This is a genomic window from Ruegeria sp. BJ5 (genome assembly GCF_056537865.1).
This window is the reverse complement of the sequence record NZ_JBQFSH010000005.1, coordinates 39543-61868: the sequence shown is the minus strand read 5'-3', so window position 1 is coordinate 61868 and position 22326 is coordinate 39543. Positions and strand designations below refer to the sequence as shown.

At 62.9% G+C, this 22326-nt stretch carries 22 protein-coding genes; 11 read left to right on the top strand and 11 right to left on the bottom strand.

Going from position 1 to position 22326, the window contains the following annotated elements; genetic code table 11:
• Positions 1 to 117: 117 nt before the first annotated feature.
• The 5 genes from ACR0NY_RS15720 to ACR0NY_RS15700 all read right to left on the bottom strand — a co-directional run bounded on the left by ACR0NY_RS15720 (position 118) and on the right by ACR0NY_RS15700 (position 5746).
• Positions 118 to 936 (bottom strand): trypsin-like serine peptidase, encoded by an 819-nt coding sequence (locus tag ACR0NY_RS15720; RefSeq protein ID WP_170342494.1) that lies wholly within the window; start codon positions 934 to 936, stop codon positions 118 to 120.
• Positions 933 to 1724 (bottom strand): trypsin-like serine peptidase, encoded by a 792-nt coding sequence (locus ACR0NY_RS15715; protein WP_367646371.1) that lies wholly within the window; start codon positions 1722 to 1724, stop codon positions 933 to 935. The genes ACR0NY_RS15720 and ACR0NY_RS15715 overlap by 4 nt, the downstream gene beginning before the upstream one ends.
• Positions 1725 to 1843: 119 nt before the next feature.
• On the bottom strand, positions 1844 to 3166 hold the full coding sequence (glcF, locus tag ACR0NY_RS15710) for a glycolate oxidase subunit GlcF (RefSeq protein ID WP_170369950.1): 1323 nt from the start codon (positions 3164 to 3166) through the stop codon (positions 1844 to 1846).
• A gap of 4 nt (positions 3167 to 3170) precedes the next feature.
• Positions 3171 to 4271: a glycolate oxidase subunit GlcE gene (gene glcE, locus ACR0NY_RS15705; RefSeq protein WP_170369952.1), complete on the bottom strand. Its 1101-nt coding sequence runs from the start codon at positions 4269 to 4271 to the stop codon at positions 3171 to 3173.
• A gap of 26 nt (positions 4272 to 4297) precedes the next feature.
• The gene (locus ACR0NY_RS15700; RefSeq protein ID WP_170369954.1) at positions 4298 to 5746 is read right to left on the bottom strand and encodes an FAD-linked oxidase C-terminal domain-containing protein; all 1449 of its coding nucleotides are present in this window, start codon (positions 5744 to 5746) and stop codon (positions 4298 to 4300) included.
• An 81-nt stretch (positions 5747 to 5827) separates the two neighbouring features.
• Between ACR0NY_RS15700 and ACR0NY_RS15695 the strand changes: the two genes are divergently transcribed.
• Together ACR0NY_RS15695 and ACR0NY_RS15690 are read left to right on the top strand one after the other, a co-directional pair.
• Positions 5828 to 6538 carry a DUF599 domain-containing protein gene (locus tag ACR0NY_RS15695; protein ID WP_170369956.1) on the top strand — a complete coding sequence of 237 codons (711 nt, stop codon included), beginning with the start codon at positions 5828 to 5830 and terminating at the stop codon, positions 6536 to 6538.
• A gap of 35 nt (positions 6539 to 6573) precedes the next feature.
• Complete coding sequence (locus ACR0NY_RS15690) at positions 6574 to 6921, top strand: hypothetical protein (RefSeq protein WP_170342506.1); 348 nt, start codon at positions 6574 to 6576, stop codon at positions 6919 to 6921.
• Between the two features lie 3 nt (positions 6922 to 6924).
• Here the strand turns inward: ACR0NY_RS15690 and ACR0NY_RS15685 are convergent, their stop codons facing one another.
• The 4 genes from ACR0NY_RS15685 to ACR0NY_RS15670 all read right to left on the bottom strand — a co-directional run bounded on the left by ACR0NY_RS15685 (position 6925) and on the right by ACR0NY_RS15670 (position 9816).
• The gene (locus tag ACR0NY_RS15685; RefSeq protein WP_170369958.1) at positions 6925 to 7410 is read right to left on the bottom strand and encodes a flavodoxin family protein; all 486 of its coding nucleotides are present in this window, start codon (positions 7408 to 7410) and stop codon (positions 6925 to 6927) included.
• Between the two features lie 5 nt (positions 7411 to 7415).
• Complete coding sequence (rlmH, locus tag ACR0NY_RS15680) at positions 7416 to 7886, bottom strand: 23S rRNA (pseudouridine(1915)-N(3))-methyltransferase RlmH (protein ID WP_170342510.1); 471 nt, start codon at positions 7884 to 7886, stop codon at positions 7416 to 7418.
• A gap of 44 nt (positions 7887 to 7930) precedes the next feature.
• Positions 7931 to 8290: a ribosome silencing factor gene (gene rsfS, locus ACR0NY_RS15675; RefSeq protein WP_093963679.1), complete on the bottom strand. Its 360-nt coding sequence runs from the start codon at positions 8288 to 8290 to the stop codon at positions 7931 to 7933.
• A gap of 164 nt (positions 8291 to 8454) precedes the next feature.
• Entirely contained in the window at positions 8455 to 9816 is a 1362-nt protein-coding gene (locus ACR0NY_RS15670; RefSeq protein ID WP_170369959.1) for a mechanosensitive ion channel family protein, read from the bottom strand.
• A gap of 266 nt (positions 9817 to 10082) precedes the next feature.
• Between ACR0NY_RS15670 and leuC the strand changes: the two genes are divergently transcribed.
• The 5 genes from leuC to ACR0NY_RS15645 all read left to right on the top strand — a co-directional run bounded on the left by leuC (position 10083) and on the right by ACR0NY_RS15645 (position 14934).
• The gene (gene leuC, locus ACR0NY_RS15665) at positions 10083 to 11486 is read left to right on the top strand and encodes a 3-isopropylmalate dehydratase large subunit (protein ID WP_170342514.1); all 1404 of its coding nucleotides are present in this window, start codon (positions 10083 to 10085) and stop codon (positions 11484 to 11486) included.
• Positions 11487 to 11524: 38 nt separating this feature from the next.
• Entirely contained in the window at positions 11525 to 12079 is a 555-nt protein-coding gene (locus ACR0NY_RS15660; protein WP_093963682.1) for an HdeD family acid-resistance protein, read from the top strand.
• 43 nt (positions 12080 to 12122) lie between these two features.
• Positions 12123 to 12728: a 3-isopropylmalate dehydratase small subunit gene (leuD, locus tag ACR0NY_RS15655; RefSeq protein WP_170342515.1), complete on the top strand. Its 606-nt coding sequence runs from the start codon at positions 12123 to 12125 to the stop codon at positions 12726 to 12728.
• A gap of 332 nt (positions 12729 to 13060) precedes the next feature.
• Positions 13061 to 13891 (top strand): hypothetical protein, encoded by an 831-nt coding sequence (locus ACR0NY_RS15650; protein WP_093963685.1) that lies wholly within the window; start codon positions 13061 to 13063, stop codon positions 13889 to 13891.
• Complete coding sequence (locus ACR0NY_RS15645) at positions 13888 to 14934, top strand: endonuclease/exonuclease/phosphatase family protein (RefSeq protein ID WP_170369961.1); 1047 nt, start codon at positions 13888 to 13890, stop codon at positions 14932 to 14934. The genes ACR0NY_RS15650 and ACR0NY_RS15645 overlap by 4 nt, the downstream gene beginning before the upstream one ends.
• Here the strand turns inward: ACR0NY_RS15645 and ACR0NY_RS15640 are convergent.
• Positions 14929 to 15840: a Rossmann-fold NAD(P)-binding domain-containing protein gene (locus ACR0NY_RS15640; RefSeq protein WP_170369963.1), complete on the bottom strand. Its 912-nt coding sequence runs from the start codon at positions 15838 to 15840 to the stop codon at positions 14929 to 14931. The genes ACR0NY_RS15645 and ACR0NY_RS15640 overlap by 6 nt on opposite strands.
• Positions 15841 to 15936: 96 nt before the next feature.
• Between ACR0NY_RS15640 and ACR0NY_RS15635 the strand changes: the two genes are divergently transcribed.
• Positions 15937 to 16830, top strand: a complete 894-nt coding sequence (locus ACR0NY_RS15635; protein ID WP_170369965.1) for a LysR family transcriptional regulator — start codon at positions 15937 to 15939, stop codon at positions 16828 to 16830.
• 143 nt (positions 16831 to 16973) lie between these two features.
• Positions 16974 to 18077 carry a 3-isopropylmalate dehydrogenase gene (gene leuB, locus ACR0NY_RS15630; RefSeq protein WP_170369966.1) on the top strand — a complete coding sequence of 368 codons (1104 nt, stop codon included), beginning with the start codon at positions 16974 to 16976 and terminating at the stop codon, positions 18075 to 18077.
• Positions 18078 to 18125: 48 nt separating this feature from the next.
• On the opposite strand, the gene ACR0NY_RS15625 is transcribed toward leuB, so the two are convergent.
• Entirely contained in the window at positions 18126 to 20312 is a 2187-nt protein-coding gene (locus ACR0NY_RS15625; RefSeq protein ID WP_170369968.1) for a transglycosylase domain-containing protein, read from the bottom strand.
• Positions 20313 to 20567: 255 nt separating this feature from the next.
• Here ACR0NY_RS15625 and ACR0NY_RS15620 point away from each other — a divergent pair, with 255 nt between their 5' ends.
• Together ACR0NY_RS15620 and ACR0NY_RS15615 are read left to right on the top strand one after the other, a co-directional pair.
• The gene (locus tag ACR0NY_RS15620; RefSeq protein ID WP_093963790.1) at positions 20568 to 20906 is read left to right on the top strand and encodes a P-II family nitrogen regulator; all 339 of its coding nucleotides are present in this window, start codon (positions 20568 to 20570) and stop codon (positions 20904 to 20906) included.
• A 34-nt stretch (positions 20907 to 20940) separates the two neighbouring features.
• Positions 20941 to 22269, top strand: coding sequence for an ammonium transporter (locus tag ACR0NY_RS15615; RefSeq protein WP_093963690.1), 1329 nt, complete (start codon positions 20941 to 20943; stop codon positions 22267 to 22269).
• Positions 22270 to 22326: the final 57 nt, after the last annotated feature.

Genomic DNA, 22326 nt, shown 5'->3' with positions numbered 1-22326 from the left:
ATCCTCATGTTCAGAGCGATTTACGAGTTTTGCCCTCCGATTGGACGGGCGTTGGTCATCGTCGGACCCCGGTTTGGCTGCCCGACACACATGAAATGGGAAAGGATCTGGCTGAGTTCAAGACCCGCCGGAGCTGATGAATTTCGCGCCTGAGCTGGACTTGCCCGAGCCGACCTGCAGCCGCCGGATCTTGGCCTTTGGCTGCGGCGCATCCCGCCGCATGATGGCCTTGAGGTCCGAGACGATCCCCTCAAGTTCCATGCCGAACCCGACCTTCCGACGGCCGTCGGTACCAACCGCAGATACCACCGACAGGATCTGCCAACGCGGCCCATTGCGGGCCAGAATTGCCGAACCGGAAGATCCAAACGTGACATCGCAATTGAAGGTAATCAAACCTTGGCGCCGCTCCAGAATCCGGCAGGACCGCTGGCGCGTGATTGCCTCGGATCGGCCGCGCCCGTACGAAGCGATGCTGATCTCATCCCCGGCGACCCGGCCACTGTGCAATGCAAATGGGTTGGCGACGGTATACGGGATCGGTTGATCCAGTCGCATCAGGGCGACATCGACCCGGACCATCTCGGGTGACAGGCCAACCCGGGGGTCATAGTCGGGAAGGACGGCGATCTGCACGACCGTGCCTTCGGCAAGCGCATGTCCATCGCTCAGACCTGCGCGAAAGGTGACTTCGCCGGGTGCGTAGGTCCGGCCGGTGGCCTTGTCCGTCGCACAATGGGCTGCGGTCAGAACAAGATCCTGCGCGATCAGCGTACCCGTGCAGAACGAGCGGTCTCCGATGTCCAGCCGCCCGATGGCCTCCCAACCATACAGGTCGTCCCGATCGGTCAGCCGGCGCTTGCCACTGTCCTGGGCCACCGCCGACGCAGCAATCCCGGCCAAAATCAGGGCCGCTGTCACGATACGGCGGATCATGGCCGGACAAACCTTGCGCCGACGTTCTTTCCCGGCTCGAGCGTCTTGCCGGACGCGCCAAATCCATTCCCTGCGGACAGTTCGGTGCGCAGCACCTCCAGCGACTCTTCCAGCGCTGTTCCCAACGATACCCGCCGGCCTTCCAATTCGGCCTTCGCGGACACGACCGATACGATCCGGGGGTGATCCCCTGAGAACGAGAAGATCGGCGCGCCGGACGCACCCAAATCCACGTCACAGGACATGACCAGCACCCCCGATTGCTGCGCCATGACCGAGCAGACCTGTTGCAGCGAAGGGGCTTCTGCGCGGTTGTGGGCGTACGAGACCACTCCGACATCCTCGCCACGCGTTGGCCTGTAGCCGGTTTCAAACGGGATCACGGTCGTATTTCGGATCGGCTGCCATAACTCGATCAGCGCGACGTCGTGGCGCACGCGGCTGACGGATGCGGCGCGGTCATATTCGTATTCCGGATGAATGACCGCCTGGCGCGCCGTGCGATAGGCCGATGCGCGGCCGTGTCGCCACCCCGCCAGAAACTCGATTTGGCCCGGATCAATTCGTTGGTGGGTCGCTTGGTCGAACAGGCAATGCGCTGCAGTCAGAACAAGCGTGGGTGAGATCAACGCACCAGTGCAGAAGCCGGTGCCGTCGATGTTCAGCCGTCCGACCGCCATCCATTCGCGCCCGGAATCCGAGGTTTCAAGGCTTTGCAGCCCAGTATCCTGCGCCGTGGCTGCCAATGGCAGAACACATAACGCTATCGCCCTGCTCCATGTGCGCACGCGGTTCTCCGGCATGAGGTATCGGCCAATCTACTTACGCCTGGCGTTTGGCGAAAATAGGGCAGAGCCGCACCGCGCCTAATCCGCACCAGACTGATGCGTCGACGCATCAGGACCGATCACCGCAGGATCGGCACCGCATCCGCAGGCTGTCCGGCCCGATCCAGCGCAGGGGGCCGAGGCCCGCCCGTGACCCAATCCAACAGCTCGACCGTATGCACGATGGGCAGTTGGGTAGCCGACCCGATCTGCATCATGCAGCCAATGTTGCCGGCTGCGATCAGATCGGGGTTCTTGGCCTCGAGCGTGCGCACCTTGCGCTGTTTCAGCTTGGCCGAGATCTCGGGCTGCATCAGGTTGTAGGTGCCCGCGCTGCCGCAGCACAGATGGCTGTCGGCGGGTTCGACCACGGTGAACCCCGCCTTTTTCAGCAGGTCCTTGGGATAGGTCTTGATCTGCTGCCCATGTTGCAGCGAGCAGGCCGCGTGATAGGCCACCGTCATTCCCTTGTCGTCGCCCTGCGGCAGGTCCAGCTGCATCAGGATCTCGCTGACATCCATGGCAATGCCCGACACCCGCGCCGCGTCCTCGGCCAGCGGGTCGTTGCGGAACATGTGCCCGTAATCCTTGACGGTGGTGCCGCAGCCCGAGGTGTTGATGACGATCGCATCCAATCCCTTGCCGTCCATCTCGCGCGTCCAGGCGCGGATATTGGCGGCGGCGGTGGCATGGCTTTCGCGGGTCTTGCCCATGTGATGGGTCAACGCCCCGCAGCAGCCGGCGCCCTCGGCCACAACGACCTCGCAACCCAGCCGGGTCAGCAGGCGGATCGTGGCATCGTTGATGTCGGTGTTCAGCGCCTTTTGCGCACAGCCCGTCATCAGGGCCACGCGTTTGATCGCCTGCCCCTTGGGCGCAAAGCTTTGGGGCTCGTCATTGCGGCTGACCGGCGGGATGTGTTTCGGCGCCATGTCCAGCATCGCCTTCAGGCGCGCGTCGGGCATCAGAAAGCGGAACGGCCGCCCCAGCTTGGCCCCGATCAGCGCCCAGCGGAATCGCATCGGATAGGGCAGGATCCGCGCCAGAACCCACCGCAGCGCCCGGTCCGAGAAGGGGCGCGTGTAGCGGTTTTCGATATATTCACGCGCGTGATCGACCAGATGCATGTAATGCACGCCCGACGGGCAGGTCGTCATGCAGGCCAGACAGGACAGGCAGCGGTCGATATGTTTGACGGTCTTTTCATCCGGCACACGCTCGTTTTCCAGCATGTCCTTGATCAGGTAGATGCGCCCGCGGGGGCTGTCCAATTCGTCGCCCAGGACCTGATAGGTCGGACAGGTGGCGGTGCAGAACCCGCAATGCACGCAGTTGCGCAAAATCTCGTTTGCGCGACGGGTGCCGGGGTCTTTCAACTGGTCTTCGGTGAATGTGGTCTGCATCGCCCTATCCCATCAGCCCGGGGTTGAACACGCCGCGCGGGTCGAATTTCTGTCGAATCCCCTGTGTCAGAGCCGCAATCCCCTGCGATTCCGGCTGGAACCGGCCCAGCCGGGCAAGGCTATCGGCCCCGGCCCGCACCAGCGTGGCGTGGCCGGAAAACGCCCCGATGCGCGCGCGCAGGTCGGTGCCTGCGGGCACCAGCGCCCAGATCAGCCCGCCACCCCAGTCGAACAGAGTCTGATCGGCCTCGGCCCGCGCCGCGATTTCGGGCGCATCGCCGGGTTTCACTGAAATCCGCCAGACATCGCCGGGCGTGTCGGCGAAATCGGCCGCATCGCGGACCGTCTGCCACAGCGCGTCCGACGGCTCGACCGGATCAACCGCGCCGAACTGGCCCAGCAGGGTCTGCAGGCGTCCGGTGCGATACGAGACCGACTCCGCAAACCCCTCGATCCGGATCAAGGCGCGCTGCTGCTGCGGATCATACGCTGCGCCGGTGACCTCAAAGGGTGATTTCAGCGCCTCGGACAGGATGCGAACCGCAGTCGCGGCGTCCTTGGCGGGTACGGCCAGCGTCGCGCTGGCCTCGGGTTTGGGCAGCACCTTCAGCGATACCTCGGTCAGCACGCCCAGCGTGCCCCAGGACCCGGCCATCAGCTTGACCAGATCATAGCCGGTGACGTTCTTCATCACCCGGCCGCCATTCTTGATGACCTGCCCCCGCCCGTCGACAAAGCGCACACCCAGCAGGAAATCGCGGCAGGCCCCGGCCTGGATCCGGCGCGGCCCCGAGACGTTGGCGGCCACGACACCGCCGATCGTGGGCGCGCCCGAGGACCCCAGCAGGGCGCGATGATCCATCGGCTCGAACGCCAGCTGCTGACCTTCGGCCTCCAACGCGGCCACGATCTCGGCCAGCGGGGTTCCGGCCTGCGCCACAAGCGTCAGCGCCCCCGGCTCGTACAGGGTGATCCCGCGCAGTCCCTCGGTGCTCAGCACCTGGTCGGGGCCGTCCACGCCACGGGTTCCCCCGCCCTTGATCCGCACCGGGCCGTTCAGCCCGGCCACGATTTCGGCCAGTTCAGACTCTGATTCAGGTCTCATTGCGGGGTCCGTTCTGTCTTGGGAATTCATTCCGCCGCCATCTTCGGGTTGCGGCGGGGTGCACTGGCATCCAGCGGGAACACCTTGGCGGGGTTCAGCAGCCATTTCGGGTCGAACACGTCCTTGACGGCCATCTGCGCCTCAAGGTCCTGCGGCGCGTATTGATGATGCATCAGGTCACGCTTTTCGATGCCCACCCCATGCTCACCGGTCAGGCAGCCGCCGGCATCGACGCACAGTTTCAGGATCTCGGCCCCGAAGGCCTCGCATTTTTCCAGATCGCCGGGCTTGTTCGCATCGAACAGGATCAGCGGGTGCATGTTGCCGTCGCCGGCATGGAACACGTTGCCCACGGGCAGGCCAAACTCTTTGCTCAGTTCGCCGATGCGGCGCAGCACGTCCGGCAGCGCCGACACCGGGATCGTTCCGTCCAGGCACATATAGTCGTTGATCTGCCCCATCGCGCCAAAAGCCGACTTCCGGCCCAGCCAGATGCGGGCGCTTTCCTCGGCCGACTGGCTTTCGCGCAGTTCGACCGGGTTGTGGCGTTTGGCGATCTCGACGATCTTGGCCAGCTGGCTGTCGATCTCGGCGTCCGAGCCTTCGACCTCGACGATCAGCAGCGCCTCGCAATTCGGATAGCCGGCATGGGCAAAATTCTCGCAGGCCTCGATGCACAGCCGATCCATGAACTCGATCGCCACGGGCAGGATACCCGATTTGATGATGTCCGAGACGCATTCGCCCGCCACCGCATTGTCATCAAAGCCCATCAGGACCGGGCGCGCGCCCTCGGGCTTGCGCAGGATGCGAAGCGTCGCCTCGGTGACGACCCCCAGCTGACCTTCCGAACCGCAGATCACGCCCAGCAGGTCCAGCCCGCCGGAATCCAGATGCGCGCCGCCGATCTCGACCACGCGGCCATCCATCAGCACCATGGTCACGCCCAACAGGTTGTTGGTGGTCACGCCGTATTTCAGGCAATGCGCGCCTCCCGAATTCATCGCGATATTGCCCGCGATGGCGCAGGCCAGCTGCGACGACGGATCGGGCGCATAGAAGAAATCCTGCTCCTCGACCGCGCCGGTGACGCTCAGATTGGTGCGGCCTGTCTGCACACGGATGAAGCGGTTGTCATAGTCGACGTCAAGCACCTCGTTCATGCGGGCCACGCCCAGGATCACGCAATCGGCCGTGGGCAGCGCCCCACCGGCCAGCGAGGTCCCGGCCCCGCGCGGCACGACCGGCACGCCTTCGTCATGGCAGATGCGCAGAATGTCCGAGACCTCCTGCGTCGAGGAGGGAAGAACCGCGATCATCGGCGCGCATTTGTAGGCGGTCAGGGCGTCGCATTCATAGGCGCGGGTTTCGGCCGGTTCGGCGATGATGGCATCTTCGGGCAGGACCTGCCGCAGACGGGCAAGCACGCTGGCCTTGCGGGCCAGAACGTCGGGGTTGGGCTGTGGCATGTCCATGGCGGATCCTCCGGTTTGGTAAAATAATATTACCAATTTCTGCATCTGGCAAGTTGCCTTCGTCGGACGTACTGTCGCGCCATGACACTGACCGAACGCGCCCTGCTGTTTTCACCCTTGGACTACGCCGCCGTCCTGCTGTTGCTGATCGCCTGGCAATGGATCGGATGGCGGATCGAGAACCCCGCGCCGGGCAAGCGCTCGGTCGCGGTGATGATGGACGAATTCCGCCGCTGCTGGATGCGCGAAATGGTGACCCGTCAGCCCCGCATGTTCGACGCCCAGGTCGTGGGCACGATGCGTCAGGGCAGTACGTTTTTTGCCTCGACCACGATGATCGCCATCGGGGGCGGGCTGGCCCTTCTGGGCAATACCGAGCGACTGTCGGGCGTAGCCAAGGATCTGGCCATCGGCAGCGCACCTGCCATGGTGTGGGAGGTCAAGATCCTGATCGTGTTGCTGTTTCTGTCGAATGCCTTTCTGAAATACGTCTGGGCGCATCGGTTGTTCGGCTACTGCGCGGTGCTGATGGCGGCGGTGCCCAACGACCCCGAAGATCCGCAGGCCTATCCCCGCGCGGCGCAGGCGGCCGAGATCTGCGTGACCGCCGCGCGCAGCTTCAACCGTGCCCTGCGCGCCACCTATTTCGCGCTGGCCTCGCTGGCGTGGATACTGGGCCCGATCACTTTGATCATCGGCACGCTTCTGACGCTGGGAGTCCTGTACCGGCGCGAGTTTGCCTCGCATTCCCGCGCGATCCTGCTGAGCCTGCCGCCGGACACGCAGTCGTGATCGCGCCCCGCCCGATCAGATCCTAGACTGGCGAAATGCGACACCTGATCCCCTGCCTGTTTCTGGCCGCCCCGGCCCTCGCCGACCCGCCGACGGTCGAAAATGTCACCGCGACGCGCACGGGCGAGACCTGGCGATTCGACGTGGCCATCCGCCATCCCGATACCGGGTGGGACCACTATGCCGATGGCTGGCGTGTTCTGGCGATGGACGGGACCGAGCTGGGGATGCGGGTGCTGCATCACCCGCACGAGACCGAGCAGCCCTTTACCCGATCGCTGGGCGGGGTCGCGATCCCCGAAGGCGCGAGTCAGGTTCAGGTACAGGCCCGGTGCAGTGTCGATGGTTGGAACGCGGACACCACGCTTGTGGCTCTGGACTGATCGTCAGAACACGCCCAGCGACAACCCGGCGCCCAGCGCCGCGCCGATCTCGCGACATTTGTCCAGTTCATCCTCGGGGATGGTCTTTTCCGCCAATATCGCCTCAGGCGTCTGGGCATGGGTGCAGACGATGAGGGGCGGCTGCACCTCTTTCAAACGCCAACCGGTGGCGATGCGTGCCAGTTGCCGCGCCGCGTTCTGACCGTCGGACCCGGCGCAGATCATCTGCGCATAGGGCCGCCCCTCGATCCGGCCCAGAACCGGATAGTAGCATAGGTCGAAGAAGTCCTTCATGACGCCTGACAGCGCCGCGAGGTTCTCGGGCGCGCAAAAGATGTATCCGTCGGCCGCCAACAGATCGTCGGTCCCGGCCTGCTCGGCGGGCTTCAGGCTGATCTCGGCCTCGGCGCTGGCCGCCTGTGCGGCCGCCTCGGCCATCTGCCGGCTGCCGCCGGTGCGGGAATGGTAGACGATCAGCAGACGGGCCACGGCGGTCAGGCCCGATGGTACGGGCCGCCCGACAGGATCGTCGCGGCACGATAGAGTTGTTCCGACAGCATCACCCGGACCAGCATATGCGGCCAGACCATCGCGCCGAAAGAAATCGAAAAATCAGCCTCAGCCCGCAGCGCCGGGTCGATCCCGTCGGCACCACCGATGACAAAGGCCAGATCCTGCCGGCCCATGTCACGCCACCCGGCCAGTTTCTGCGCGAAATCGGGTGACGACATCACCTTTCCCCGCTCGTCCAATGTGCAGATCACCGCCCCAGTGGGCATCGCCTTGCGCAGCAAGCTGGCCTCGGCGCCCATACCGGCGTTCTTCTTGTCTTCGACCTCGATCACGCGCGCAGGCCCCAGGCCCAGGCCGCGGCCGGTCCGGTCGAAACGGGTCAGATAGTCGTCAAGCAGGGTCTTCTCCGGTCCGGCACGCAATCGCCCGACCGCACAAATGCTGATACGCATGTCGCTCTCGCCGCCGGCCCTTCAATACGGGCCGGGATGGCGCCTCAGTTGGCCGAGGCGCTGCCGCCCTGAGGCAACCACATCTTTTCCAGCTGGTAGAATTCGCGCACTTCGGGGCGGAAGATATGGACGATCACGTCGCCCGTATCGATCAGCACCCAGTCGCCGGCATCCTTGCCTTCGACCTTCGAGGTGAAACCGAATTCCTGCTTGATGCGATCCGTCAGCTTTTCCGCCATCGCCGACACCTGACGCGTCGACCGGCCCGAAGCGATGACCATGTAGTCGGCCACCGAAGACTTGCCCTGCAGGTTGATCTGCACAACATCTTCGGCCTTGTCATCGGAAAGTGAGGAAAGGATGCGTTCAAGCAGCTTGTCGCTGATTGACTGAGAGCGGGCCATCACAGCGGCCCCTTCATCGGCGGGCAAACCCGCCTGTGTGTGTAGAGACAGGACATGGTCCTCCTTGCTAAAGCGCCGCGTAACCCCGGCGCCGGGGTACTATTAAGGTAGCAAGGCAATTGCAACATTTCAATGAACGGCAACCGTTGATGGCACGGGGTTGATCAATCCGTGTCCAGATGTGGCACAGAGGTGTCGGTGGCGCCCTGCCCCAGCAGGCGCACTTCGCGCTGCGGGAAGGGAATCGAAATGCCCTCGGCCTGGAAGGCATCCCACAGCGCCAGATAGACATTGCCGCGGATGTTGGTCAGGCCGGCCGTCGGGTCCCGGATCCAGAACCGCAGCACGTAATCGACGCTGCTGTCGCCGAACCCGGTGATGTGGCAGACCGGTTCGTGCTTGCCGCCGCTCAGAACGCGTTTGACTGATTTCACCGTTCGCACGGCGGTCTCGCGCACCTTGTGCGGGTCGTCGCCGTAGCTGGTGCCGAAGGTCAGATCGAGGCGGACGAACTCGTCGGAATGGGACCAGTTCACCACCTGCCCGGTAATCAGATCCTCGTTCGGGATCAGGTATTCGCGCCCGTCGCGGGTAACGACCGAGACGTAGCGGGCGCCCAGCGCGTTGATCCAACCGAACGTATCGCCCAGCGAGATCACGTCGCCCGGCTTGATCGACCGGTCCATCAGGATGATGATCCCCGAGATCAGGTTCGACACGACCTTCTGCAGGCCGAAGCCGATGCCCACGCCAACCGCACCGGACAACAGCGCGATCCCGGTCAGGTCGAATCCCAGCGTCCGGATCCCGACCAGAAAGACCAGCCCGTACAGCGCCACCTGGATCCCCTTGGCCAGCAGCACCTGCATCGAGGGCGAGATGTCGTCATTGCTTTTCAGCCCGCGTTCCGCCGCCCGGGTGCCGAGCCGCGCCAGCACCAACAACGTGCCGATCAGCAGAATGGCCTTGAGAATCCCCAATACCGAGATGTGAAGGCTGCCGATCGAAATCGCCACGCCGTCCAGGAACTCGGCGACGTCATCGGTCAGACTCAGCGCGACCAGCGTGGCGTAGATCCACATCGACCAGCGGAAGATGCGCCGAATCGTCCGGTTGCGGACCAGTCGCGAAATCAGCGCGATCGCAAGCCACGCGGTTGCCAGCGTTGCCAGAACACCGATGATGTAACTGCGCGATGGCCAGGTTACCTGCTGCATCACCAGATAGACGCCCCAGGCCAGCACGACGAAGTAGACCAGCGTCATCCGCTGCATCAGCTGAACCAGAACCCGCAACCGCCATTTGGGCCATCCACTGCGCGCCCGTGCCCAGGCTTCCCACCGGCCTTTTGTCAGCAGTGTCAAAAGGAAGGACAGCGCCACCAGCCCCAGGATGATGGCGATCTGATACTGCCGCCACCCCGGAGTCACGATCAACTCGACCAGGTTCCCAAGCTGCAACAGAAAGGCCTCGGCCATGTTGTCGAACAGTTCTGAAATCGAACTTGGGATCAAATCATTGTCCATGCGCGTCTCCTGCCGCCAGATTGAACAGCAATGTGGCGGCTTGCAAGGCCCACCGACCTGTCGTGGGACGCGGATTGAGCCTTGATTGACGAGGGGGCGCGATATATCTGGATCGCATGAGATTCCATCAGGCCCCTGCTCCCAACCTGCAAGACCGCGCGCGCCTGCGTGAACGGTTCTTCGGGGCCGCCCGCACGGTTCTGGCCCGCCTATAATCGGCGCCCAGCCACTCGCCAGCATTTCTCAATACAGACGGGAGAGGACCGATGTCCCCCAAAACACTCTATGACAAGATCTGGGATGCCCATGTCGTGCACGAAGCCGACGATGGCACCTGCCTTCTTTATATCGACCGCCACCTGGTGCACGAAGTGACCAGCCCGCAGGCCTTCGAAGGCCTGCGCATGGCGGGCCGCAAGGTGCGCGCGCCGGAAAAGACCATCGCCGTGCCGGACCACAACGTGCCCACCACGCCCGACCGCGTGAACGGAATCGAGAACCCCGAATCGCGCATCCAGGTCGAAGCACTGGACAAGAACGCCCGCGAATTCGGCATTCACTACTACCCGGTGAATGATATCCGTCAGGGCATCGTCCACATCGTCGGCCCCGAACAGGGCTGGACCCTGCCGGGCATGACCGTGGTCTGCGGCGACAGCCACACCGCCACCCACGGCGCGTTCGGCGCGCTGGCCCACGGCATCGGCACCTCCGAGGTCGAGCATGTTCTGGCCACCCAGACTCTGATCCAGAAAAAGTCCAAGAACATGAAGGTCGAGATCACCGGCAAACTGCAGCCGGGCGTGACCGCCAAGGACATCACTCTGGCCGTGATCGGCGAAACCGGCACCGCCGGCGGCACCGGCTATGTGATCGAATATTGCGGCGAAGCGATCCGCGACCTGTCGATGGAAGGCCGCATGACCGTCTGCAACATGGCCATCGAGGGCGGCGCCCGCGCCGGCCTGATCGCGCCGGACGAAAAGACGTTCGAATACGTCAAGGGCCGCCCGCACGCTCCCAAGGGCGCGCAGTGGGAGGCCGCCCTGGCCTGGTGGAAGACGCTCTATTCCGATGACGACGCCCATTGGGACAAGGTCGTCACCATCCGTGGCGAGGACATCGCCCCCGTGGTCACTTGGGGCACCAGCCCCGAAGACGTTCTGCCGATCACCGCGACCGTGCCCAACCCCGAGGATTTCGAGGGCGGCAAGGTCGAGGCCGCGCGCCGCTCGATCGAATACATGGGTCTGCAGCCGGGTCAGAAACTGAGCGACATCGAAATCGACACGGTTTTCATCGGTTCCTGCACCAACGGCCGGATCGAGGATCTGCGCGCCGCCGCCGAGATCCTGAAGGGCAAAAAGATCAAGGACGGCATCCGCGCCATGGTCGTGCCCGGCTCGGGCCTCGTCCGCGCCCAGGCCGAAGAGGAAGGTATTGCCGAGATATTCAAGCAGGCCGGGTTCGAATGGCGTCTTGCGGGCTGCTCGATGTGCCTGGCCATGAACCCCGACCAGCTGACCCCGGGCGAGCGTTGCGCCGCCACCTCGAACCGCAATTTCGAGGGCCGTCAGGGCCGCGGCGGACGCACCCATCTGCTGAGCCCCGCGATGGCTGCCGCTGCGGCAATCACGGGAAAGCTGACAGATGTGCGCGAATTGATGTAAGGTCCCCTCATATCTAGATATTTGAGGGAGAGACTGAAATGAGTGAATGGGTCAAATGGCTCCTGATGGGGCTTCTATCGATCGTGTTCGGCATATTCGTGCTGGGCGCACCGGTTGTGGCATCCGTGGCAGTGACCGTGGTCACCGGCGTCCTTTTGCTGGTATCCGGCGTTCTGCAAGTCGTCGGCGGTTTCACCGTCGAAGGAACCGGCAACAAGATCCTGGCCTTCATCATGGGTGCGGTCATGCTGTTCCTGGGCTGGTCGTTTCTGGACCATCCGCTGGCGGGCACTCTGACGCTGGCAACAGTCGTGCTTATCCTGTTCATGGCAGGCGGGATCGCACGGATCATTCTCTCGTTTCAGATGCGAGGCACGTCATTTTTCTGGCCAACCCTGATCTCGGGCATCTTGTCGATCATCCTGGCAGGCATCATCTGGTCTTATGCAAGCAGCGAACCTGCCGCTTTGCTGAGCCTTCTGGGTATCCTGCTGGGCATCGAGATGCTGTTCAACGGGTTCGGGTTGGTCTTCATGGCGTTCTTCGTCAAGAACGCGCCCAAAGACGAAACTACAGAAGCTCAACAAGCTTGAAACGCGGGGCATGGGGCCTGACCTCTCCCGCAGGAGTGTGAACATGGAAAAGTTTGAAAAAGTCCACGGTGTGGCAGCCCCCATGCCCCTGATCAATATCGACACCGATATGATCATTCCCAAGGTGCACCTGAAAACGATCAAACGGTCCGGCCTCGGCGTCGTGCTGTTCGACGAGATGCGCTATCACGATGACGGGCGCGAAAACGAAGAGTTCGTCTTGAACAAACCCGCTTATCGCAACGCCGAGATTCTGGTGGCCGGCGACAACTTCGGATGCGGCTCATCTCGGGAACACGCGCCTTGGGCGATCAAGGATTTCGGTATCAAGGTGGTCATCTCGACCAGCTTCGCCGATATCTTTTTCAACAACTGCTTCAAGAACGGCATCCTGCCCATTGTGGTCGAAGAACACCACCACGTCATGCTGATGGAGGATGCCCACAAGGGCGAGAACGCGCGCATGACCGTGCATCTGGAAGATCAGCAGATCGTCACCTCGGACGGCGTCGTGATCGAGTTTGATATCGACCCGCACCGCAAGCATTGCCTGCTGAACGGTCTGGACGATATCGGCCTGACGATGGAAAAAGATCACCACATCGACTCGTTCGAGTCCCATGCCAGCCAGGCGCGCCCCTGGGTGTGATTCTGGGGAAGAACCTGTGGATACTCAACCTGACGGGGTCGCCAAGGCGGCCCCGTTCGCATTCTTGGGGTTAAAGTCAAAGCAACCACAACATGTAGAGAACCATTTCCATTACACGTCGAATTTGCGACGTGAATGATGCAAAGCCGCACCAGTTTCGCCATCTTTTTGCCCGAAATCACGTGTTTTCTGCACCTCGGCTTGAGCGAAATGCCGCTTATCGCCAATGATGGCGCTAAAGGGGCATCCGCCAAATATCGAGATTGGCGGGCATCAAGTTGGAACCAAGTCGGCAAAGAATCGACTGGTCCGGTTTGGAAAGGGTTCGGATAGTGATTGCTCGCACAACAGGGGCTGCGATACGGGGATTGTTGGTGGCACTTCTGGTGCTGACACCCGCATTGTATCTGCCCGCATCTACGTCCAACGGGACCGAGATCGTTGTCTTTCTGGCAATCCTAGCATTCATCCTGACATTCGCCGAATACAACTCGGCCTTTCCCAGCTTTATCGAATTCCGCGATGCGCCGCCCGTGAACAGACTGCGCTTTGTCGGCCTGATGTCGATGATCTCGTTTCTGACCTTGATCTGCAAGAACGCCTATGCGCCGACGGAACTGACCAGCACCGTGTATTCGGTCGGTCTGGCCGTCGCGAATGTCGTCGACTTCCCCTATTCGCCTGTCCGCCTGGTGGTGTTGATGCTGCCTGCTGACGCGAGCCAACCCCTGGTCGAGTTGGTGCGCATAACGGCAAGTGTCGCCTATGTCGCCGCTTTGGTCACGATCGCCAGCTTCGCCTACGCGGTCAAACTGCGTGGATGGCCCACTGGCAATGGGGCGTTCAATGTCTGGACCAACCTGCCCCTGTTCGACCCCACCAAGGGTGGAGACGTGGTGACTCGCCTGCAGCGCGACGGTCGACTGAACATCTCGGTCGGCGTTCTGCTGCCGTTCCTGATTCCGGCCCTGATCAAGCTGCTCACGGATTTCATTGATCCGCTGTCGTTGTCCAATCCGCAGACGCTGATCTGGACCATGAGCGCGTGGGCCTTCCTGCCGGCCAGCATGATCATGCGCGGGATGGCAACCCTGCGCATTGCCGGGCTGATCGTGGAAAAACGCCGCGCCTACTCGACCGCCGAGACGACCCAAACCGCATGATCCGTATTCTTGTTCTGCTGTTGCTGCCGTTTGCGGCGCAGGCAGAGCCAGTGCGCGTTGCCAGCTTCAATGCTGAGCTAGGCCGGAAAGGTCCGGGCCTGCTGCTGCGGGATATTCGGCGTGATGATCCCCAGGTGCAGGCCGTGATTGACGTTCTGACCGCCACTGCCCCCGATGTTCTGGCCCTGCAAGGCATCGACTGGGACCATGACAACCTGGCCCTGTCCGCTCTGGCTGATCGGTTGCGCGCGGCAGGGCTGGATTACCCGCATCTCTTCGCTGGCCAGCCCAACTCGGGGCTGATGACGTCGCTTGATCTGGACGGGGACGGAGAACGGGGCGGATCCGGGGACGCCCAGGGATGGGGCCGTTTCACCGGGAATGGCGGGCTGGCCGTGCTGTCCCGTTATCCAATCGCAAAGGATGAGGTTCGTGACCTCTCGGCGCTGCTGTGGAAGGACCTGCCCGGCGCGACGCTACCCACCCGTGGCGGTTTGCCCTTCCCGTCTGAACAGGCCCGCGCGGTTCAACGCCTGTCGTCGACCGCCCATTGGATCGTGCCAGTGGAGACACCTCAAGGCCGCCTGAACCTGATGACCTTTCACGCCACCCCTCCTGTCTTTGACGGGCCTGAGGATCGCAACGGATTGCGCAATCGCGATGAGATCCGGCTGTGGTCGGTGTTGCTTGACGGCGGGCTGGGTCCAACCCCGAAAAGTCGTTTCATCATTGCCGGGGACGCCAATCTTGACCCGAACCTGGGCGAGGGGCGCAATGAAGCCATACGCGATCTGTTACAGCACCCCAGCCTGCAGGATCCGCAACCCGTGGATGGCGCAGGCTCGGCTGTAACGGTGGTTTGGAAAGCGGTGGGCGAACGGCGTGTTGACTATCTGCTGCCATCGGCCGACTGGGTGGTTGAAGACGCCGGCATCCACTGGACCGACGCCAACGGTGTGCCCCTTGCCGCGGCCCGCAAGGCCAGCCGACATCGTCTGATTTGGGTTGACCTGTCACACCCGAACATGCGGCCGGGCCTATGACAGGCCCTGAACTCGATCCACGTCTGTGGTTCGCGGGCTATCATGCCACACGGACAGCACAGCGGTTTTCAAAGCCTCGTGCAGCGGCGTGGATGCGAAATCGCTGACCAAAGAATCGAAGAACGAGCCATCCAAGCGGTGCGGCGTGTCCCACAGATAGCGCATCTCAAGCAGATGCGGGGCCAGTTTCCAGAACGGCTGGGCCAGAACAACTGGCCACCAGTTCATCTGCCTTAGGCGCACCGGAGCCCCGGTCACTTCCGTCAAGGCCTGTGCCAATTGCCGGCCGGTCAGCGTGTATCCGGCAAAAGGAATGTCGCAATAGCGCGGCAAGGCATCCCGCATCTCGGCCAACTGAACCGCAGCGCGGGCCAGATCCGGCAGGTAGGCCCAGGCATGGGCAATGTCAGGGTCACCGGGATAGACGAAACGCCCCTTGGCCAGCGGCTTGATCATGATCTGGTCGAACCAATTGCCAGAGGCTTGCGTGTCGAGGAAATCCCCGGCGCGCAGTATCACAGTGCGCACGCCCGACGACCGATAGGCCTCCTCCATCCGGATCCGAATCTGGCCCAGAGGGTTGGTTGCAAGATGCGGCGTATCTGCCGCCCACGGCCCGGGCGTGTCGGCCCCGAAAACATAGACGTTCCCGGGCACGATCACGGTCGCCCCGGTTGCCTGTGCCGCACCGATGACCTGAGCATGCAACTCCGGCACCTGCCGCGCCCACTCGGTGTATGGCGGGTTCCAGCCATTCACGATGACATCCGTGCCTCTGGCGGCGGTGGACAGATCATCCCTCGCGCGGTCAAATCCCCGCACCGTCCATCCGGCCGCTTGAAACGCGTCTGCGGCATTGCGGCCAAAACGCCCCGAAGATCCCAGGATCAGCACCCTTCCCGTCATCTCGACCTCCTGTCAGCCCTGGCGGTTAAACAAAAGATATCCATTCACGCACCTTTGGGAATTGCCGAAAAACGCAGAGCATGTATTCATCTGCGCATGGATAAAACCTTGGCTCTTTCTGATTGGTCTTTGGTGCAGAGCTTTCTGGCAGTTGCGGAAACGGGATCGTTGTCGGCGGCCGCGCGGGAACTGGGGCGCAGTCAACCGACGCTTGGTCGCCAGGTGCAGGCGCTCGAGACGGATTTGGGCGTGTCGCTGTTCGATCGCCATGCGCGAGGCCTGAAGCTCAGCGCCGCCGGCCAGCAATTGCTGCCGATGGCGCAACAGATGCACGCGGCCATGCGTCAGCTGAGCCTGGCCGCCGCCGGGCAGTCGCAACAGCTGGGCGGTACGGTCCGCATCACCGCGTCGGTCTTCGCATCGCACCATATCCTGCCGCCCATTCTGGCGGACATCCGCAGGCAAGAACCTTCGATCCAGCTGGAACTGGTCGCCACCGACATCAGCGAGAACCTGCTGTTCCGCGAAGCTGATATCGCAGTTCGCATGTATCGCCCCGAGCAGGTCGATATCGTGACCCGGCATCTGGGCGACGTACCGTTGTGTTTCTGCGCAGCCCGGTCGTATCTGGACCGTGCCGGTCGTCCAACCACCCCCGAAGAGTTGTTTCAGCATGACCTGGTGGGATTCGACTCCAACGACCTGATCATCTCGAAGATGCAGGCCAAGGGTTGGCCTGCCAGCAAGGAAAACTTTGCCACCCGTTGCGACCTTCAAAGCGCCTATTGGGAGTTGATCCGTGCGGGTTGCGGCATCGGTTTCAGCCAGGTTCAAGTGGCCCAGGCTGATCCTGCGGTCGAAATTCTGCCGTTGGGTGTGGACATCCCGGTCCTGCCGGTCTGGCTGGCTGCGCCGCAGGCCATGCGGCAGACACCGCGCATTCGCCGGGTCTGGGACCTTCTGGCAGAAGGGCTGAAAGCCAGCTTGTAACCCAGATCGGGTGCCAGGCGCATGTTCAGCGGCGTTTTTCGCGCCGTACGGCCCAGAATCCGCGCATTTTGACCAGATCGCCTCATTGACCAGATGCACCGCAAACGCTAGGCCCGATGCTGAAAAACGCAAGGAGACCGTTCATGTCCAACCCCTCGCTCCTCATCCTGCCCGGAGACGGAATTGGCCCCGAAGTCATGGCCGAAGTGCGCAAGATCATCGGCTGGTTCGGCGCCAAGCGCGGCCTTGAATTCGACGTGAGCGAGGATCTGGTCGGCGGTGCCGCCTATGACGCGCACGGCAAGCCCCTGTCGGACGAGACGATGGCCAAGGCGCAAGAGGTCGACGCGGTTCTGCTGGGCGCCGTGGGCGGCCCGAATTACGACGATCTGGATTTCAGCGTGAAGCCCGAGCGCGGCCTGCTGCGCCTGCGCAAGGAGATGGACCTGTATTCGAACCTGCGCCCGGCCCAGTGCTTTGACGCGCTGGCCGATTTCTCGTCGCTCAAAAAGGACGTGGTCGCCGGCCTCGATATCATGATCGTGCGCGAACTGACCTCGGGCGTCTATTTCGGTGAGCCGCGCGGCATCTTCGAGGAAGGCAACGAGCGCGTGGGCATCAACACCCAGCGCTACACCGAATCCGAGATCGAACGCGCCGCGCGCTCGGCCTTTGAACTGGCGATGCGCCGCAACAAGAAGCTGTGCTCGATGGAGAAGGCCAACGTGATGGAATCGGGCATCCTGTGGCGCGAGGTGGTGACCCGCGTGGGCCAGGACTATCCCGAGGTCGAGCTGAGCCATATGTATGCCGACAACGGCGCCATGCAGCTGGTGCGCGCACCCAAGCAGTTCGACGTAATCCTGACCGACAACCTGTTCGGCGACATCCTGTCGGATTGCGCTGCAATGCTGACCGGATCGCTGGGCATGCTGCCCTCGGCCTCGCTGGGCGCACCGATGGCCAATGGCCGGCCCAAGGCGCTGTACGAGCCCGTCCACGGCTCGGCCCCCGACATCGCCGGCCAGGGCAAGGCCAACCCGATCGCCTGTATCCTCAGCTTTGCAATGGCGCTGCGCTACAGCTTTGACCAAGGCGCCGAGGCCGATCGTCTGGAAGCGGCGGTCGAAAAGGTTCTGGCCGATGGTGTCCGCACGGCTGATCTGCTGGCCGAAGAAGGCGTTCAGCCGGTTTCGACCAGCGAAATGGGCGATGCGATCGTCGCCGCGCTGGACGAAAGCCTGTAACGACCGATCCGGGCGGCGCCCAGCGCCGCCCGTCTGATCATCTGCGGTCTAATTGCCGCCAAAGAGATCCTTCAAAAGACTGTCGACGGCCTTGGCAAAGCCACCCTGCTGCCTGCGGCGTGGCTGGGATTGCTGAGTCGTCTGGACCGGAGCGGCCGGAGCCAGCATCGGCAGAGGGGTCGGAGTCATACCTTCGGTGACCCGCACCATGGTTTCCTTCCAAATCTCGGCTGGCAGCCCACCGCCGGTCACGCCCGACAACGGTGTGTTGTCGTCATAGCCCATCCAGACACCGGCCACATAGTCCGCGGTAAAGCCGATGAACCATGCATCCCGGGCGGCCTGGGTCGTGCCTGTTTTGCCTGCAACCTGCCATCCCGGCAACTTGGCGCGTTGTCCAGTTCCCTCGGATACCACGCGTTCCATCATCCAGGTCAGTTGCTTGGCAGCTTCGTCTCGGATCACTCGCTCGCCAATCCCGGTCGTTGTCACCATCATCGGGGCATCATCACCCAGCAGTTTCAACTCGGTCAGGCCGTACGGCTCCACGGACGAGCCACCATTCAGGATACCGGCATAGGCGCCAGTCATTTCGATCAGCGTGCTTTCCGAGGCGCCCAGCGCCAGCGCAGGGCCCGCCGCCAGATCGCTTTCGATCCCGAACCCGCTAGCCACCGTGCGCACATTGTCCAGCCCGGCAACCTCGGCCACCTTGACGGCTGGGATGTTCAGCGAGTTCTTGAGCGCATCCGCCAGGGTCACGCGGCCGTAGAACTTATTGGTGTAATTCTTTGGGCACCACTGGCCGGACCCCGGGATGTCGATGCAATAGGGTTCGTCCACCACCGTGGCCAATGGCGAATAGCCCAGTTCCAGAGCGGTGGCATAGACGAAGGGCTTGAACGAAGACCCGGTCTGGCGCAGCGCCTGCGTCGCGCGGTTGAACGCGCCCGACACCTTGGTCTTGCGTCCGCCCACCATGGCCCGGACCGCACCATCGGCCGACATCACCACGATCGCGGCCTGCGCTTTCGAGCCTTCGCTGACCTTTTCGTCGAACACCTGTTTCAGCGCCGCCTCGGCCGCCTGCTGGATCCGCTGGTCCAGCGTGGTCTTGATAACCACGTCCTCGGTGGTGTTGCGGGTAAAGAACTCGGGGCCGCTGGCCATGACCCAGTCGGCAAAATAGCCCCCGGCGCGGGCGGCGGCGGCCTCGGACAGCTCGGCCGGGTTGTTGCGGGCCGCAGTTGCCTGTGACGTGGTCAGGTGACCCTGATCCTCCATCAGGCTGATGACCACCTTGGCCCGGTCCTGCGAGCGTTGCAGGTTGTTGGTGGGTGCATAGCGCGTGGGCGCAACCAGCAGCCCCGCCAGCATCGCCGCCTCGGCCGGATCCACCTCGGCCGCGGACTTGCCGAAATAGCGCTGGCTGGCCGCCTCGAACCCGCGGGCCCCGGCCCCCAGAAACGCCCGGTTCAGATAGATGGTCAGGATCTCATCCTTGGAGTATTTGACCTCCATCGCCATCGCGTAGATCGCTTCCTTGGCCTTGCGCCACAGCGACCCCTGGCGGCAGTCAGCCTCGTATGCCGCTTCCGATTCCCACTCGGTCGGATCGTACGGCACGCCCAGACACAGCAGCTTGGCCGTTTGCTGGGTGATGGTCGAACCGCCATGCCCCGACAGTGGGCCACGCCCCTCGGACAGGTTGATCTTCACCGCACTGGCAATGCCGCGCGGGCTTACGCCGAAGTGACGGTAAAACCGCTTGTCCTCGGTCGCGACAACCGCATTTTTCAGATGCGGCGACACGGTGTCGGTGGTGATAACGCCGCCGAACTGATCCCCGCGCCAGGCAAAGACCTTGCCGTCCCGGTCCAGCAGCGTGACCGACCCGCGTGCGCGCCCGTCCAGCAGGGCATCGACCTCGGGAAGGGTTGAGTACACAACCCCAACGGCAAGCGCCAGCAGCAGCGCGGCTATCGTACCCACTCGCCAGGTCAGCCCCCAGATCAGGCGCCCTATCCAGCGGAACAGCCGGCGAAAGAAGCCGCCCTGCCCGCCTCCCGAACGTTTGCGCCGGGGCTTGCGGCTGGTCTTTCGGGTCGTAGTCTTGCGCGCCGTCGCCTTCTTGCCCGCCGGTTTCGCCGTCCGCTTGGCAGACGAGGTCTTGCGGCCTCCGGACGGATACCGTTTGTCCGCCACCAGCGGTTTTCGACGCTTGGACTCAGTCATGCTCAAACTCTGCCCGTTTTTGCTTTTGTGGCACCATACCGTGCTGTCGCGCCTATGTAGAGGTGTGAAATAGCGCGAATTTCCCTCTCACACTTGCGTATTTTTTAATCACTTTGCCGCTTTTGTGCAAAAAATGTGCAACTTTGCCCCTCTTCCCCAGCGTCTTTTTGCCGAAATCGTTCCTTGAGCGGCCATGTCGGGCTCTTTTTCTGCAGGTGCAAAGCCGGACCCACCGGAACAGAAGAGGGGAAAGACGTGAAACTGATCATTGCGACAATCAAGCCGTTCAAGCTCGAGGAGGTGCGCGAGGCACTGACCGAGGCGGGCGTGCGCGGCATGATGGTGACCGAGATCAAGGGCTTCGGCTCGCAATCCGGTCACACCGAAATCTATCGGGGCGCCGAATACGCGGTGAACTTCGTGCCCAAGATCAAGCTGGAAATCGTGGTGCCCGCCGCGATGACCGACCAGATCGTCGAAACCATCACCAAAACCGCCAAGACCGGCAAGATCGGCGACGGCAAGATCTTTGTCCTCGATGTCGAGCAGGCCCTGCGCGTGCGGACCGGGGAACTCAACGAAGAGGCGCTGTAAGGCGCCGCGACCGACAATCATTCGAGGACTGAACATGAACCTGATGAAATCCCTCATCCCTGCCGCCGCGATCGTCGCGCTGCCGCAGATGGGCCTGGCGCAGGAGGCCGCCGCAACCGGCGAAACCGCGCAGCATACGCAATATATCCTGACCTCGCTGCTGTTCCTGATGGGCGGCTTCCTGGTGTTCTGGATGGCCGCGGGCTTTGCCATGCTCGAGGCCGGTCTGGTGCGCTCCAAGAACGTGGCCATGCAGCTGGTCAAGAACATCGGCCTGTTTTCCTTTGCCGCCATCATGTACTGGCTGGTTGGCTTCAACCTGATGTATCCGGGCGACGGCTGGACCATCACCGGCATTCTGGGCGCCTTCTCGCCCACCTCGCTGGAACCGGTTGGCCTTGATGGCGTCGAAACCGATCTGTCCTATGCGTCGGTCGGTTCGGACTTCTTCTTCCAGCTGATGTTCTGCGCCACCACTGCCTCGATCGTGTCGGGCACCATGGCCGAGCGGGTCAAGCTGTGGCCCTTCTTCATCTTCGTGATCGTCCTGACCGGTGTCATCTACCCGATCGAAGCATCGTGGCAGTGGGGCGGCGGCTGGCTGTCCGAAATGGGCTTCAGCGATTTCGCAGGCTCGACCCTGGTGCACGCCGCAGGTGGCTTTGCCGCGCTGGCCGGTGCCATCGTGCTGGGCCCCCGGATCGGCAAGTACAGCAAGGACGGCAAGGTCGTTCCGATCCCCGGCTCGAACCTGGCGCTTGCCACCCTGGGTACGTTCATCCTGTGGCTGGGCTGGTTCGGCTTCAATGGCGGCTCGCAGCTGGCCATGGGCACGATCGGCGACATGGCTGACATCAGCCGTATCTTCGCCAACACCAACATGGCCGCCGCCGCCGGCGCAGTCGCTGCCCTGATCCTCACCCAGGTGATGTACGGCAAGGTCGACCTGACAATGGTGCTGAATGGTGCGCTGGCCGGGCTGGTATCGATCACCGCCGAACCGCTGGCACCGTCGCTGTTCCAGGCGCTGATCATCGGCGGTATCGGTGGCGTGATCGTGGTCTACACCGTGCCGCTGCTGGACAAGATGAAGATCGACGACGTGGTCGGCGCCATCCCGGTTCACCTGATCGCGGGCTTCTGGGGCACCTTCATCGTGGCTTGGACCAATGGGGACGCGTCCTTCGTGACCCAGATCATCGGCTTTGCGGCCATCGGGATCTTCGTCTTCGTGGTCAGCTACATCCTGTTCTCGATCCTCAAAGCCACCGTCGGCCTGCGGGTTGGCGAGGAAGAAGAGATCAACGGCCTCGACATGGGCGAGCTGGGCATGGAAGCCTATCCCGAGTTCTCGAAGGGCTGAGCCCCTTTCAATCCAAACAAAAAACCCGGGCATTCGTGCCCGGGTTTCTTTTTTGAA